This is a genomic window from Phytobacter diazotrophicus (assembly GCF_052061655.1).
GTDB classification, from domain to species: Bacteria; Pseudomonadota; Gammaproteobacteria; order Enterobacterales; family Enterobacteriaceae; genus Phytobacter; species Phytobacter diazotrophicus.
In genome coordinates, this window is record NZ_CM125428.1 from 5,003,501 (window position 1) to 5,017,934 (window position 14,434).

Consider the following 14,434-nt stretch of genomic DNA (forward strand, 5'->3'; position numbering starts at 1 on the left):
GGTGGGGCAACCAGATAAACCTAAGGAGTGAATACTCCCTAAAGATAAATGAGCCTGTAATGAAAGCATAAACTGCCGCCCCATGAGTTAAATCAGGATAATTTTATATAGCGAACAAACACGTAGCGATTCAGTCAGGTGAAAGCCATAATGCTCTTACTACTTCTAGTAAGGAGCAAGGGATGCAATCAGTTCAATCATGGCTTGGAAAATTTATCGAACAAGCAGATCAAAAAAACTCACAGTCAACTAAAGAGTATCCGGGCAAACACAGCGGCCTGAAGGTTAAGGTTAGTTTTGGTTTTGGCAATTTCAGCTCAATTCCCTGGATAGCATTTCTTGCTGAAGGACAGGAAGTCTCGCACGGCATTTATCCGGTAATCCTTTACTATAAAGACTATGATGAGCTTATTCTGGCCTATGGGATCAGCGATACAAATAAACCTCAACGTCAGTGGGATTTTGATTCGTCCTCCCCAATAACAATTAGAGAGTACCTCCACACTACCGCTGGTATATACCCGAAAAAATACGGTCAATCGTATTATGTATTTTCGCAGAAAGTCTCGCAGGGTATTAATTTTTCAAAATTCGAAAAAGAACTGGATAAAGTCATCAATGAATATATCTCGTTATTTTCCAACGAGCAGCCGATAAACCAACCAAAGTTGCCAGTAAAAAAACCTTACACCATGAGTGACGCACTAAACGACTTGTTTATTCCTGAACTCACCGTAGAATCAGTCATAAAACGTTTATTAGTGAAGAAAAATGTTATCTTACAAGGCCCTCCGGGCGTGGGTAAAACTTTCGTGGCGCGCCGTCTGGCTTACTTGCTAATGGGTGAGAGGGATCAACAAAGAATAGGCATGGTACAATTCCATCAATCCTACAGTTACGAAGATTTCGTACAAGGTTATCGTCCAAACGGCAACGGTTTTCGACGTAAAGATGGAATCTTCTATAGCTTTTGCCAGCAAGCCCAACAACAGCCGGATAAGAAACACGTTTTTATCATAGATGAAATCAATCGAGCAAATCTCAGCAAAGTATTTGGAGAGGTCATGATGCTCATTGAACATGATAAACGAGGTGATAACTGGGCGATACCCTTGACCTATTCGCAAAATAATGAAGAACGATTCTATATTCCAGCTAACGTTTATATTATTGGGTTGATGAATACAGCTGATCGTTCTCTGGCTGTTGTCGACTATGCGCTGCGCCGACGTTTTTCCTTTATTGATATCGAACCTGGTTTTGACACGCCTCAGTTCCGTACTTTTTTATTAGATAATAAAGCTCAGCCTTCTTTCGTTGACTCTTTATGTTTTAAGATGACACAATTAAATGCACAAATAACTAAAGATTCAGATATTCTTGGTAAAGGATTCAGAATTGGCCATAGTTATTTTTGTTCAGGCCTTGACGATGATACTCTGCCAGATATGGAATGGTTTAGTTCCATTGTACATTCAGATATTGCGCCATTACTTGAAGAATATTGGTTTGATGACCCAAGTAAACAACAAAACTGGCTTGATGTTTTGCTTGGTGACTTGTAATGACACAGCCAATTATACCTATACGTAACATCTATTTTATGCTGGCGTATGCCTGGAATCATTTACAGAATGCTAAATTGGTTAGCCTTGATGCGATTCCGGGTAATAACCTTCTCGACATTTTAGGGCATGTGCTTAATAAAAGCGTATTGCATCTTTCACGTCGAGGATTTGAGCTTGGATATTGCCCTCATACGGAATTGATTCCCGGGGTAAAAGGCCGAGTGAATTTTGCCCAAACGTTGCGTGGATTTCATCTGACCCAAGGCAAAACAATTAGTACTTTTGACGAGTTAAATCCAGACACACTGGCAAACCAGATCATTAAGAGTACTCTATCAATACTCATTAAACATGAAAAACTGAATCAGGTCGTTCGGGAAGAAGCACGCGCTATTCGCGCAAAAATGATGGGAATAAATGAGATCCATCTATCTCCTCAACATTTTAGTCAGATTAAAGTCGGTTCGAATAATCGTTATTATAAATTTGCCATCAGCATCTGTAAACTAATAAAGAACAATACCATTATAAATCAAAAAGATGGAAGCTATCGTTTTTATGATTTCGAGAGGGATGAGTGCAGTATGTCTCTCCTCTATCAAGATTTCCTCTATCAGTTTTGTAAAAACGAATTGAAAAATGTTCACACGAAGCGCTCATATCTTAAATGGAATGCCTACAGTGAATCTGATCCATCCCTTTCATTGTTACCAAGAATGGAAACAGATATTACTTTAAGTTATAACAACAATACGCTTATTGTTGATGCCAAATATTATAAAAATATCTTTTCAAATCGTAAGAATTCCCCAAAATTCCACTCAGTCAATCTCTACCAACTAATGAATTACCTATTAGCATTCAAGCCGAATCAAGACGAAAAAGTAAGTGGTTTACTTCTCTACCCTCAAGTCGGAACCACAGTAAAACATCGATATAATATTAACGGCTTCGATATCGGGCTATGCACAATAGATTTGGCTCAGGAGTGGGAGAAGATACATCAAGATTTGTTAATGATTTTTAAGGCCTTTTTAGATTAATCGGTTAATAAGTGTATTTATATATTAAATATCCCTCCATAAAGTACCATATGACAGCAGTAATAATTTTTATTTTATTTACTAATAACTGTAAATAGTCCCGTTTTAGTTCCATGTATTTTTTGAGATCTCGGCCAGATTGACCGTCTCCCAAAATCAGTGCAGTGCTAAATCAGAGATCTTCGCCTTTCTGGAGAATTCAGATAAATTCAGCCGGAGTCATGTTATTTAATGATGAATGCGTTCTCTTATGATTATATTCCCTGCGCCAGTTGTCGAGTTTCTCCTGCGCATCTTCCAGTGATAAAAACCAGTGAATGTTCAGGCATTCGTCGCGACGGCTACCATTAAATGATTCAATAAACGGATTATTTGTCGGTTTTACGCGGCGGGAGAAATCCATCGTGACACCGTGTTCATACGCCCATTTATCCAGACTTTTCGAGATCAACTCGCTGCCGTTATCCGTCTGAATACGTACCGGCAGGCGCTTATCCAGTACCCGAAGCGCTTCCATCACTCTGACCACATCATCACCTTTCAGCGATTTTCCGGCATGGATCGCAGACATTCCCGACTAAAATTATCCACTACAGTTAGGGCCCGAAAACGCTGCCCGTTAAACAGATTATCCGACACAAAATCCATACTCCAGAACTGATCGACATGCGTCAGCGCCGGGCGCTGCTGACGGCGTGCTGCACTGAAATGCCTGCGGGGCCGTTTTCTGCGCAGATTCAGTCCTTTCAGACAATAAATCCGGTGGGTTTTCTTGTGATTAACAGGCCAGCCCTCCCGGCGTAACTGGATATGAATGCGTGGACAACCGTAGCGTATCCGGGTTTCTGCTATCTCCCTGATGTGCAGGGTTATTGCCCGATCGTCACGCCCAGACCGGCAAATTTCTTTTTCCAGTTGCAAAAGGTGGCCTCAGAAATACCCATCTTTCTGCAGATTTCCCCGATGCGGGAGCCGGTTTCGGCCTGTTTCAGCGCAAACGCAATCTGTTCTTCGGTATAACGGGTCTTTTTGATGGCGATGTGCCTCTCGGCGAGATGGAAGAAAGACAGGATACTTCAGTTTAGATTGGCACTGTTTTCAGGGAGGAGATCCGTAAGTTGATGTCGATGGAATCAGATTGATTTAGGTTGAGTGAAAAAGCGGGACAACACCTTACGGATACTGGAGTTTAGACACAAAAAAAGCCGCCCTTAGGCGACTTGATTGTTGCATCTTTTGGTGCGAAGGCCGGACTCGAATTTCATACCTAATATACTGATATCAATGTTGTTTAAAAACAGAAATAAATATTTATACCCGCACTTGTACCCACAAGCAGCGGATCAGAAACGACCTCATCTTCATCCATCACAACTGGATTCTGAGTAATCACATCTACAGTGGGTTTCTTATCCTGCAAAAGCTCTTCTAGAGCATATACTGGAAGCTGGAAAACCGTCAGTGTAGAACCCAATGTGTTTTTGGTAGCAACGGACAGTCGATCGCGGTCGATTTCTTGAGTATTCCATTTAACCTGCCGAGCGATCCCCATCCCCTCTTCCACCCATTCAGAACGATATTGGAAGTCTGAAGTAACTTTGCCTAGCAGGTAAGTACGGTTGGCTGGCGAATAGGTAATAACCCAATCACCCTTTTGGATCTCATTCACAAACCGCCAGACCTGAGATGCACCAGAACGCGCAGTTCCCAGCTTCGTTAAAGGGTCGGCCTCTTGGTATAAAGCGAGTAACTGAGCTCGGGATAGGCCGGGTTTGACCAAAGGAGCCAGCTGAGACCAACCGATACCCGCGATTTGTTTATCGCGGAAATCGTCATAGAGTTTGCCGCCGTCACCGCGGATCATCCACATTCTGTTGCCCATACCCATCCCTTCGTGAGGAAAAGAAATTAAGCTGGATCATAAGCTTGTTCGCCGCATGCGTCAAAACCCTCAACAACGACAGCACAGCATTCCTGGATTGTGTTTTGCGATGATATGGTCAGTTAAAATTACAGCTTCTATTCGCATGATATTTCGTCCAAATAAGCAAAAGCACCGGCCAGCATCGGCAGGTGCTTTTTGGAATGAGTAAATAAGTAAGAAAGGCTGCAATGTGAATGAGGGTGCTATTCCCAATGTTCACCGTGATGCACTGATACAATTTCTTTTCAATAAACCCATTGCCTGTCGTGCTCGCAGAATATCTACAGCCCTCAGATACGGAGATTGCTCCTGCCAGCTAAATCTTTTGCGGTCGATACGGACCAGTTCGTATTTTTCCACAATAAAATTAACAGCATCGACCAGTGTGATACCGGCGTTGATATGCTCCTGAATCACGCCTTCATCGCTGAACGGCGTGTCGTTTAGCGTCAGGCCATAGTGCTGTTCCAGAAGGCGGGTCAACAGCGTCTGCCAGACCACCACAGGTGACGGACATGGCTTCGCCGTCCGCAGGGTTGTTGCAGGTAAGGTTTTCATTTTTTCTCTCAGGTCAATTAAAAGGGTTAGCGTTGCGCAGGGTAAATCACGATATGGACGTAACCGAATGAGCCCAGGGTATCGGCTTCACAGGTAAAATCGTGGTGATACAGAGTGATGCAGTGGGCATGGCGGGGATTCAGCTCACCAGTTGTCAGCATCGATTCCATCTGACGGATAAAGTGCGGGAATACCTCATCCAGCTTCATGCATTCTGTTTCGCTGAAAGTACCAGTAATCCCGGCCCGGTCAGCCAGATAGTGCAGCCGGTTGCCTTCCTGTACCAACCGGGCTCCGAAACGCGGTTTGACGTCACGCTGTAGTCCCCATGTGATGTTGCTCATTATTGTTCTCCTTTATTGTCAGTTCACGGTGATACTCATCAGACAGGCATATGGCCCGTTGCGGTCCTGGCGGCGTTCGGCGTATACCGCCAGGACGCCAGGAATGTCAGGTACTACCTGACCGGCGTAGTGATAGACGCTGCCATGCCACTGATATCTGCCGGTAGAGTAGCGAAAAATGCGGGAGTCAGGATGCTGGCGGTATATCGTCATCGCCCGACGTTTGCTGATAATTTTCATGTAATGCCTCACAACAGACCGTGTTCAGCAAACGAGAGTATCTGGTTGCCGCCAACGATGAGATGGTCAGGCACCCGGATATCAACGAGCTGGAGTGCCTGCACCAGTCGTTGCGTGACAGCCTTGTCTGCCTGACTGGGTGTGGTGTCACTTGAGGGATGGTTGTGGGCAAATATCACCGCGGCGGCATTGAAGTACAGGGCACGTTTTACCACCTCGCGGGGATGCACTTCGGTGCTGCTGATGGAGCCGGTAAACAGGGTTTCATAGGCAATCAGCTGGTTCTGCTGATTCAGGTACATCACCATAAACGCCTCGCGTTCAAGGCCTGCCATTTTCAGCCGCAGCCAGTCACGGGTGGCGCTGGTGGAGGTGAACGCCACACCAGGCTCACGCAGGTGGCGGTCGAGCAGTTTCAGCGCGCGTTTTACCGTGCGTTGTGAGCTCAGTGACAACGCCGCTGTCTGTGGGGAAAGGGAGGTTTCCATAGCGAGTTTCCTTAATCAATAATGCGCAGAATGGCCTGTGATTCGGGATGCTGCAGGGCGTAGTCCCGCAGGCGGTAATAGTGCTCTGTCATGGCATCGCATTCGGTTCGGCAGGCGTGATGGCTGAACTCAATCAGGCAGACAGCAATGCCTGCGGCTTCTGCACTCATCTCCGCGCTATTACCGTTCATTTTGTTGAGCAGGCACCATTTCTCATCACTATCAGTATCGGGAGCCATAAAGGCTCCACCATTACTGAGGGTGTAAAACTGCCAGATACCACCGCTGTAATCCGCACAGAAGCGGTCCATCCAGGCGAAGATGCGGGGCTCCAGCGCTACCCACTGCGGGATAGTGCCGAAGTGCTGAGGCCAGAAATGAATACGCTGTTCATCAGGAGCGGCGGTGGCCATGAGGGTGAAGTGCGGCTCATTAGCCGGGGTCAGGGCGTAGGGGGTGAGAGAGGTCATGCGTGTTCTCCGTAAAGTAAAAAAACGCCAGCAAGGGTGACTGGCGAGTCAGGGAATAAAGGGATGTGATGGTGTGTGACGCAAGGGGCAGGACGAGAAGAATTAGCGGGTAGATAACGCTCGCGGGATACCGTACTGCCGGATATACGGGTTGAGCACCGTTCCGGCGTCAGGTTCAAAGCTCCATGCCCGCCAGACCATCTGCCCTTTTACGTCGCGAACGACCATGCGAAAATGGCTTCCCTGGTCATCCTCAATGAAGATATTGCGGTATGCTGCGGTAAAAGCTTCTGCCTGCTGACGACTGAATGACCCGGGTGGCAGTACGGTGGGAGAAAGCATTTTCAGGTTCCTTCATTCCTGTGGTATCAGGAAGCGAGTTGCAGCATGCTTTCTGCCATCACCCACAGGGCACGGTTCAGCTTCACATCGCCATCAATGCCCTTCACCGCACGGGTATGTGTGCGCTTTCCTGCAGCATTACGCCCGTGCAGACCACCTTTAATCAGGTTCTCCTGAATCCGCTGAAACGTGGTCCACAGATCATTGCTCTCATCCTGCCAGCGCCGTGGCGAAAGGAGTTGCGATTCGGTAACGGGCTGGTGGTCTTCCCCGAAGCGGTACGTGAGTGCTGCGCTGGCCAGTGCCTGTCGGGCGGGCGGTGGCAGTATCAGTGACTGCATGGCATCACGTTTCTCCTCCACCCGGTCGAATATCCCCAGTACTTCATACGCCCCTTTAATCACCTTCTCTACGACGTTGCCTTTATGTGGCACGCGCACCTCACCAAAACTCTCACCGCAGACGAGCCCGTTCTGACACACCGCACGAAATAACCCCGGCAACATCTGGTACGAGCTGGTGCCATCATGAGAGTTGAGCAGAATGATTTCCGGTACCTGCTGACCGGTGATTTGCCCCTCGCGCCGCAGGCGCAGCATGTGCTTTGTGTGCTCACGACGCCCCGGGTCACGTACCCGGGTCTGACAGGCAAAGAATGGCTGAAAGCCTTCACGTTGCAGGCTGTCGAGCAGGGTGATGGTCGGAATGCAGGTGTAACGCTCAGAGCGGGATTCATGCTTGTCTTCACTGAACACACTCGGCACATAGTGCATTAATTCTTCATGGGTTAAGGGACGGTCACGGCGAACGAGGTTTACCGCACCAAAGCGGCTGGCTAATCGGGTCATGAGGGTATTTCCTTCAGAAAGACAAAAGAAAACGGCCTGCTCGGTTGAGAAGGCCGTGGTGTGGGGTTTGACAGGTATAGCGGGAGACTGAATATCCGTCGTTACGTCTGTCGCCGGATACGGCTCAGGCCCGGATACCCAGCAAGCTCATGGCAACCATAAATCCGATGAACCAGCCAATGAACTGGGGTACCACCGCCCAGAACAGGCGGGCCTGAATGACGGCACCGGTGCTTCCGTAAACCGCATCCGGCATTATCCATTTTCGGATGATATTGCCCAGCCAGACGCCCAGCCCTGGCAGAGTGCAGAGCAACACGGCAGCCCATGCGGAATACCAGAACCCGGCAATACGGGTATCAACAAACGCGATAATCAGTCCCACCAGGGTCGACAGGCTGAGACAAAGGCTTAAAGGCATAGCGGCCCTCCTTAAACATGGCCATTCCCGTAAAAACCGGCTCACTGAGGCCGGTGCAAACAACCACCGCAGGTATCAGTGACACAGATAAATCCGTGCTTCATTCAGCTGGTTCTGTCGTAAAACTGCCCGTCGTTCAGGTTTCGAAACATCATTCCCGGGCAGGTATTGGGCATTTCCAGCTGGACATATTTCCGAGTGACCATACTTTGATAGGTGCAGATTTTCTGTGCCCCGCCCGAGGGGCTGTTATCCGTTCTGACCAGATGGAACGACTCGTAATCACTGTACCCGGCCTGGGCCACAGTGGGGATGAACAGACTGAAACTACTCAGGGCCAGGGCGCTGGCAATAATGCGGCGATAACGCTGATGCATAGTGTTTCCTTATTCAATGAGTAACCGATAACAACGTAAGAGGCTGGTGGGCGACGACGCCCCCTCAGCCGGGATGTTCAGGAGGGGTCGCCTCCTGCAGTAATGGTGGTGCCGGATGAGATACGGCCATTACGTCGCTGATGACCGGGAAATGCGGCAGAGCCCGGATGAAGGCCTCCTGACGGGTGAGGTGACAAACCGCATCACGACGCTGGAAGGTGTCACTCAGTACCGTGATGGCGGTGACGCTGGACAGCGGCAGAACAGTAATGCCTCCGTGCTGCTCGCCTGCCAGATACCACTCTCCTTCAAGATAAATAAGCCGGTACGGCGCCAGGTGTTCAGCGCGAACGCCGTCAGCCAGTACCCTGATGCACTGCTGCTGCACAATGGTATCGACCAGCCGGGAGAAGAGGCCGGGGCGCACACTGGCGCTTCCGGCTCCCCCCTGCCAGACCAGGCACGGTGAGATACCTTCACTGTCTGTCAGGGTGTTGACCAGCCGAAGGTCCGTTTCCGGAAACACGTCGTGAAGCCCGACGTTGCGCATAAATGACAATGTTCCCGGGGCACGCTGTGCCATACCGGGGTCTGACAACAGTCGGCAGTGCCCATGACGGTATTCGAGGTTCAGATACATCAGCCGTTCACGAAAATCGCGGCGCAGAGTACGTACCGAGACACCAAACTCAACCGCCAGTTTATTCACGCTTAGCGTTTCGCCTGCCAGCAGGCGACTGATAATGAGGGACAGTCTGACCGCCAGCCGGTCATACCGGTGTTCAGCCTGTGACATGGCATTTTCTCCATCGTGATGAAAGGCATTGAAAAAGATGTGATTACTGTAAACAGGGGGGCGGTCAGGGTATGGACAGAGCAGAAAATATTTTTATCCCCCGTCAGTGCCAGACGGGCTGCGGTACAGAACGTGCTTTGTCGGTTTTTTAACCGGATGCACCCCGCCGCAGATGGACAGGGTGTGTCCGGCAAACGGAGAGTGCATGTCAGGCGCGTACTGACTGCTGCATTTGCTCACGGGATAACGGTATTTCTGCCGTCAGAAGAAAAACCGCCAGACACTGCGGGCAACAGAGACAACGGCACTAATCACGGTACTGACCACCGCCGTCACCGTGCTGGGGAGAGAGAGTTCAGACAGCGTGTGTGTCATCACGTCGCTGACCGTCTCGCCAAAATCCTGTATCGCCTGCTCCTCAATTTTTTGCGTGCGGTATTGTGGTCTGATGACCGAGCTGACGGCACTGCTGGCACGGGCAGGCAGTGAGCGAAACAGCACCCCCACCAGCTCAGGTAGATGCCAGCCAGTGGCTGCTGATATTGTGATCACCGGGAGTGCCGGGTGGTTGAACAACGAGCACACCGCGCGCTGCTTTTCCTCCAGGTGTTTTAACTGTTGCTCTGAAGGTTGATTAAGAAAGCCGCTCCATTCACGAGAGGGCTCGATTTTATCGGCTTGGGTCAGGACAAACAGCACCTTATCCCTCCCGGCACTGCCTGGTGAAAGCATCCGAAAGTAAAAATCACAGTCGGGGGTCAGTGCCCGGTCATCGGCTTTAATCAGCCAGAGCACCAGGTCCAGCTCCGGCCAGATACGCTGATACAGTGCCTGATACTCTTCATCCCGCCCCGGGCTTTCGCCCACTCCGGGCAGGTCAATCAGCGTCACCTGGCGTTCACCTGCCTGCAGCGTAAAATGCTGTGGCTCACGGGTACACGCAGTGGTATGACTGACGGCCGAGACCGTGCTGCGAAACAGTGCGTTACACAGACTGGATTTACCGGCACCGGTTTTACCCATAATGCCAATCACCGGCTGGTAGCAGATAGTTTCGTTAAGGCGTTTCATGACTTCTACGGCAACATTTTTTGGCAGTAAATAAAGTGGAGAGTACATTTTCTTTAATTCATCATTGTGTCTCATCATTTCCTAATTCCTCTGATGGTTAAGCAAACTTGCTTGGTTCAGGAGCATGATATATATTTGAAGTAAATTTAAATTTTTCATGAGAAAGTATGAAAGAGAATAAACAATCAAAACCTAAAGATGAGATAATTGAATTTATCAGAAAGCATAAGAAAATATATGCAAACTTCACATCCTCCTTCACAAAAGAGGATTTAGTAAATGCATTTTATTGCAGGAAGTTGTTTTTTGATTGTGAAAGTGCGGTCAGGAGTGCGGAGAAAAACATTTTTGATTTTGACGGTAAAAAAATCTCAGACAATAAAAAAAGAATAATGAGAAATAAATTCATGAATAACTCTGACCACAGAGATGCGCTTGAGGCATTGTCGGCACGCATTAAAAACTTGGAAATTTTAAAGCATAAAAACAATGATCTTATTTCTTTTAGACCAACCACCAGACAGGTAGTAAAGAAGTTGACGTTTCTTGATGTTTTTAATGCATCGAAAAATGCACATAACACTACATCCGAGCTCTTTAGTTTTTTCAACCATTGCAACAAATATATTGATTTCACCCCTGACGATTTCCCATATAGCAGAAGCGTTAACCCTGAAATGATGGAAGAAATAAAAAAAATCAATAATTCAATTGTTAGAGCTATCCCAGAAAACTATCCTTATGCAGATGATACTATCGCCCTATCTAACTTGTGGCTTAGTTTAGATCTTCGTTATTCTGATGAGATCATTGTCAATCAACTGAAAGGGTTAATTGAAATTGAAAGAAAAAAATATCCACGCGCCGTACAAAATAATATAGATAAAATATTAGCAATTGAAAACATTAAGAGAAAGTTAAATGCGCTGGATGTTTTTATTATAATTGATGCCATTATACTCAGCGCAAACAAAAATGAAATACTCACAAACACTGAAATAAATAATGCACTTGAGTCACAAGATAACGGCACTCGCAATGTAAAAAACGCAATAGATTATTTCATGGACATACTTAACGGTAATCTTGATGATAATAATATCGCACCTTACCAAGATAGTATTTAACGTATCCACCGTGGGTAGCCTTCATCAGAGATATAAGAAGGTTTAACTGCAAAAACCTTAGCATATACAGTTAATATTGTATCTTTAGTTGATTCTAGGTTAGCACTAGATATTGAGAAATATTTCTTACAGTACCGTCGTGATATGGCAAGCACAGAAAACAGTGCGCGTACTCTTCGCGTTGTTGTTTTCCCATTGTCCATCGTCCTCACAAAATCTTTAAATTTAGACAAAAAACAATCAGGATCTCCTCGGAGATATGCATGAAAAAAAGCAAGTGAAATCATATCAAGATAACATGGAAAAAAAGTAACTCTTCTCCCTCTAAATTTTATTGTTTTATTTCTTAGAAATTCATCAACAAATTTAAGACAGTAAAGATAATCTTTTAGTTCTAAACGCTTGCATTCTTTTTTTAATAACTCAAAAATAATAACCTGATTAAATGTATCTGCGACGTCGAGGTTTCTTTTTTGACCATTTTTTAGTCTTGGCAATTTTCCTATTTTATAAAACATCGCATTTATCTCATCCTCTGAGTAATTTTTAGTGATGGCGTTAACAAGACTACACCGAATATCTTTTCTTTTTTTGTTTGCACTTTTACCATTAAACTCTTGAAATGCATTATTTTCAGGAATTTTATCTTTGTTCATTTTATTTATAAATGAAGGGGCAATCATGATATTTTCTACCACATTCATCCCACCTTTAGAATTCGGATATTTATGGCTTAAATCAATCTTAATAAAAGGAATCAGTTTATGTTCGTTTTTTTTATGTTTAGATAATATTTCCCCCCCAAGGAAATGGCTACATGCGAACTGCAACCGAGATTTAAGTTTATATAAATTAATTATTTCTGCCATATCCTCTAAGCTGTTAATTGAGTTTAATTGCAATGGGTTATTTTTAATAAAGCACTCTACGTTTAGCCAGTAAGAATGATGGTAAACTTCTATTTTGTCAGCCTCCTTAAGGATTCGCATACCGATCCCTTTGCATTTGTTTGAACAATATTTATTGTTTCTAGTTTCAGAAAAGTCAGCACCACAAACTTTACAACGAATTTCTTTCTTTACGTTTCTTCTATGACTCAGCTCCTTTCGTTTATTAAAATGAATATAACAAAGTCTGACCTTGTGCTCGTAACTGACAGGATCTATATTTAAATTGCATCCTTTTCTGCAACATATTGCCATCGTACCCCCTTCATATTCACATCACACGACTTTCCAGCCATTCGTTTACGTCACATAACCTCCAGCGAGAGCTTCTGCCAAGTTTTATTGGCTTCATGAATTTTCCATCCTGGATTTGCTTATAAATCCATTTATCAGTGACTTTCAGCGTTGCTGTTATCCACTTCATATCGACAAGTTGCATACCATTCGTTTCATTTCTTTCCACACCATGCTCCCTACACGTTGACCTTTTGTCAGATATTGGCCCTGCCAAACCAGAAAGTGCAGACAAAAGATCGACACCTGAATTGTCTTGACAATTTAACGTGAATATGAACTAGAGGAGGAAGGTGGCTGGCTATGTAGTCTTTGTAAGATGATCTGACAAAATGGCCTAAATTGATCATGCAAAAACACCAAATAGAAGGCTTTCTGTAAGCAAAGCGACATGCCACAAGCGGCTTTGTTACAAGGAGGTTGCTAGTGTTTTAATCTTAATTAATGGACAATATTAAATTATAAATCTATTAAACAAATATTTAATAGAATATTAAATACAACGTGGTTCACATGCACGAGACTTTGTTGAATAAATCGAACTTTTGCTGAGTTGAAGGATCAGATCACGCATCTTCCCGACAACGCAGACCGTTCCGTGGCAAAGCAAAAGTTCAAAATCACCAACTGGCCCACCTACAATAAAGCCCTCATCAACCGTGGCTCCATAACTTTCTGGCTGGATGATGAAGCTATTCAGGCCTGGTATGAGTCGGCAACGCCTTCATCACGGGGAAGACCTCAGCGCTATTCTGATCTCGCCATCACCACCGTTCTGGTCATTAAACGCGTGTTCAGGTTGACCCTGCGGGCTGCACAGGGTTTTATTGATTCCATTTTTACACTGATGAATGTTCCGTTGCGCTGCCCGGATTACACCAGTGTCAGCAAGCGCGCAAAGTCGGTTAATGTCAGTTTCAAAACGTTCACCCGGGGTGAAATCGCGCATCTGGTGATTGATTCCACCGGGCTGAAGGTCTTTGGTGAAGGCGAATGGAAAGTCAAAAAACACGGCAAAGAACGCCGTCGTATATGGCGAAAGTTGCATCTGGCAGTTGACAGCAAAACACATGAAATCATCTGTGCAGACCTGTCGCTGAACAATGTGACGGACTCAGAAGCCTTCCCGGGTCTTATCCGGCAGACTCACAGAAAAATCAGGGCAGCATCGGCAGACGGCGCTTACGACACCCGGCTCTGTCACGATGAACTGCGGCGTAAGAAAATCAGCGCGCTTATCCCTCCCCGAAAAGGTGCGGGTTACTGGCCCGGTGAATATGCAGACCGTAACCGTGCAGTGGCTAATCAGCGAATGACCGGGAGTAATGCGCGGTGGAAATGGACAACAGATTACAATCGTCGCTCGATAGCGGAAACGGCAATGTACAGAATGAAGCAGTTGTTGGGAGATTCACTGACGCTGCGTGACTACGATGGTCAGGTTGCGGAGGCTATGGCCCTGGTACGAGCGCTGAACAAAATGACGAAAGCAGGTATGCCTGAAAGCGTGCGTATTGCCTGAAAACACAACCCGCTACGGGGGAGACTTACCCGAAATCTGATTTATTCAACAAAG

Annotated in this window: 17 protein-coding genes and 2 pseudogenes; 4 read left to right on the forward strand and 15 right to left on the reverse strand. The window is 46.2% G+C overall.

What is annotated here, in order from left to right; translation table 11 throughout:
- Positions 1-182: 182 nt before the first annotated feature.
- Together ACS0RQ_RS24250 and mcrC are read left to right on the forward strand one after the other, a co-directional pair.
- The gene (locus ACS0RQ_RS24250) at positions 183-1,565 is read left to right on the forward strand and encodes an MrcB family domain-containing protein (RefSeq protein WP_271848685.1); all 1,383 of its coding nucleotides are present in this window, start codon (positions 183-185) and stop codon (positions 1,563-1,565) included.
- Positions 1,565-2,611 carry a 5-methylcytosine-specific restriction endonuclease system specificity protein McrC gene (mcrC, locus tag ACS0RQ_RS24255; protein WP_271848684.1) on the forward strand — a complete coding sequence of 349 codons (1,047 nt, stop codon included), beginning with the start codon at positions 1,565-1,567 and terminating at the stop codon, positions 2,609-2,611. Before ACS0RQ_RS24250 ends, mcrC begins: the two co-directional genes overlap by 1 nt.
- A 199-nt stretch (positions 2,612-2,810) precedes the next feature.
- On the opposite strand, the pseudogene ACS0RQ_RS24260 reads toward mcrC, so the two are convergent.
- The 13 genes and pseudogenes from ACS0RQ_RS24260 to ACS0RQ_RS24320 form a co-directional block, all read right to left on the reverse strand.
- Positions 2,811-3,645 (reverse strand): annotated as a pseudogene (locus tag ACS0RQ_RS24260) (IS3 family transposase).
- A gap of 302 nt (positions 3,646-3,947) precedes the next feature.
- Positions 3,948-4,493 (reverse strand): annotated as a pseudogene (locus ACS0RQ_RS24265) (restriction endonuclease); the annotation flags it as partial.
- 258 nt (positions 4,494-4,751) lie between these two features.
- Complete coding sequence (locus ACS0RQ_RS24270; RefSeq protein WP_049007153.1) at positions 4,752-5,093, reverse strand: TA system toxin CbtA family protein; 342 nt, start codon at positions 5,091-5,093, stop codon at positions 4,752-4,754.
- 26 nt (positions 5,094-5,119) lie between these two features.
- Positions 5,120-5,437, reverse strand: coding sequence for a type IV toxin-antitoxin system YeeU family antitoxin (locus ACS0RQ_RS24275; protein WP_049007152.1), 318 nt, complete (start codon positions 5,435-5,437; stop codon positions 5,120-5,122).
- Positions 5,438-5,455: 18 nt separating this feature from the next.
- Complete coding sequence (locus tag ACS0RQ_RS24280) at positions 5,456-5,677, reverse strand: DUF987 domain-containing protein (RefSeq protein WP_049007150.1); 222 nt, start codon at positions 5,675-5,677, stop codon at positions 5,456-5,458.
- An 8-nt stretch (positions 5,678-5,685) separates the two neighbouring features.
- Positions 5,686-6,165 carry a RadC family protein gene (radC, locus tag ACS0RQ_RS24285; protein WP_049007149.1) on the reverse strand — a complete coding sequence of 160 codons (480 nt, stop codon included), beginning with the start codon at positions 6,163-6,165 and terminating at the stop codon, positions 5,686-5,688.
- A gap of 11 nt (positions 6,166-6,176) precedes the next feature.
- Entirely contained in the window at positions 6,177-6,635 is a 459-nt protein-coding gene (locus ACS0RQ_RS24290) for an antirestriction protein (RefSeq protein WP_049007147.1), read from the reverse strand.
- A gap of 102 nt (positions 6,636-6,737) precedes the next feature.
- Entirely contained in the window at positions 6,738-6,977 is a 240-nt protein-coding gene (locus ACS0RQ_RS24295; RefSeq protein ID WP_049007145.1) for a DUF905 domain-containing protein, read from the reverse strand.
- Between the two features lie 26 nt (positions 6,978-7,003).
- On the reverse strand, positions 7,004-7,825 hold the full coding sequence (locus ACS0RQ_RS24300; protein WP_049007143.1) for a DUF932 domain-containing protein: 822 nt from the start codon (positions 7,823-7,825) through the stop codon (positions 7,004-7,006).
- A gap of 124 nt (positions 7,826-7,949) precedes the next feature.
- The gene (locus ACS0RQ_RS24305) at positions 7,950-8,246 is read right to left on the reverse strand and encodes a permease (protein ID WP_229220742.1); all 297 of its coding nucleotides are present in this window, start codon (positions 8,244-8,246) and stop codon (positions 7,950-7,952) included.
- A gap of 104 nt (positions 8,247-8,350) precedes the next feature.
- A complete protein-coding gene (locus tag ACS0RQ_RS24310) occupies positions 8,351-8,623 on the reverse strand; it encodes a hypothetical protein (protein ID WP_334632420.1) in 273 nt (90 codons plus the stop codon).
- Positions 8,624-8,687: 64 nt separating this feature from the next.
- Complete coding sequence (locus ACS0RQ_RS24315; RefSeq protein ID WP_049007140.1) at positions 8,688-9,419, reverse strand: DeoR family transcriptional regulator; 732 nt, start codon at positions 9,417-9,419, stop codon at positions 8,688-8,690.
- A gap of 261 nt (positions 9,420-9,680) precedes the next feature.
- Entirely contained in the window at positions 9,681-10,568 is an 888-nt protein-coding gene (locus ACS0RQ_RS24320) for a GTPase family protein (protein WP_229220743.1), read from the reverse strand.
- 89 nt (positions 10,569-10,657) lie between these two features.
- Between ACS0RQ_RS24320 and ACS0RQ_RS24325 the strand changes: the two genes are divergently transcribed.
- Positions 10,658-11,617 carry a hypothetical protein gene (locus ACS0RQ_RS24325; RefSeq protein WP_049007795.1) on the forward strand — a complete coding sequence of 320 codons (960 nt, stop codon included), beginning with the start codon at positions 10,658-10,660 and terminating at the stop codon, positions 11,615-11,617.
- Here the strand turns inward: ACS0RQ_RS24325 and ACS0RQ_RS24330 are convergent.
- A complete protein-coding gene (locus ACS0RQ_RS24330) occupies positions 11,614-12,606 on the reverse strand; it encodes a hypothetical protein (protein ID WP_239664038.1) in 993 nt (330 codons plus the stop codon). The two genes, ACS0RQ_RS24325 and ACS0RQ_RS24330, sit on opposite strands and share 4 nt — an antisense overlap.
- Before the next feature lie 229 nt (positions 12,607-12,835).
- Positions 12,836-13,003: a helix-turn-helix transcriptional regulator gene (locus ACS0RQ_RS24335; protein ID WP_049007797.1), complete on the reverse strand. Its 168-nt coding sequence runs from the start codon at positions 13,001-13,003 to the stop codon at positions 12,836-12,838.
- A 408-nt stretch (positions 13,004-13,411) separates the two neighbouring features.
- Between ACS0RQ_RS24335 and ACS0RQ_RS24340 the strand changes: the two genes are divergently transcribed.
- Positions 13,412-14,380, forward strand: a complete 969-nt coding sequence (locus tag ACS0RQ_RS24340; RefSeq protein WP_499079246.1) for an IS5 family transposase — start codon at positions 13,412-13,414, stop codon at positions 14,378-14,380.
- Positions 14,381-14,434 lie beyond the last annotated feature (54 nt).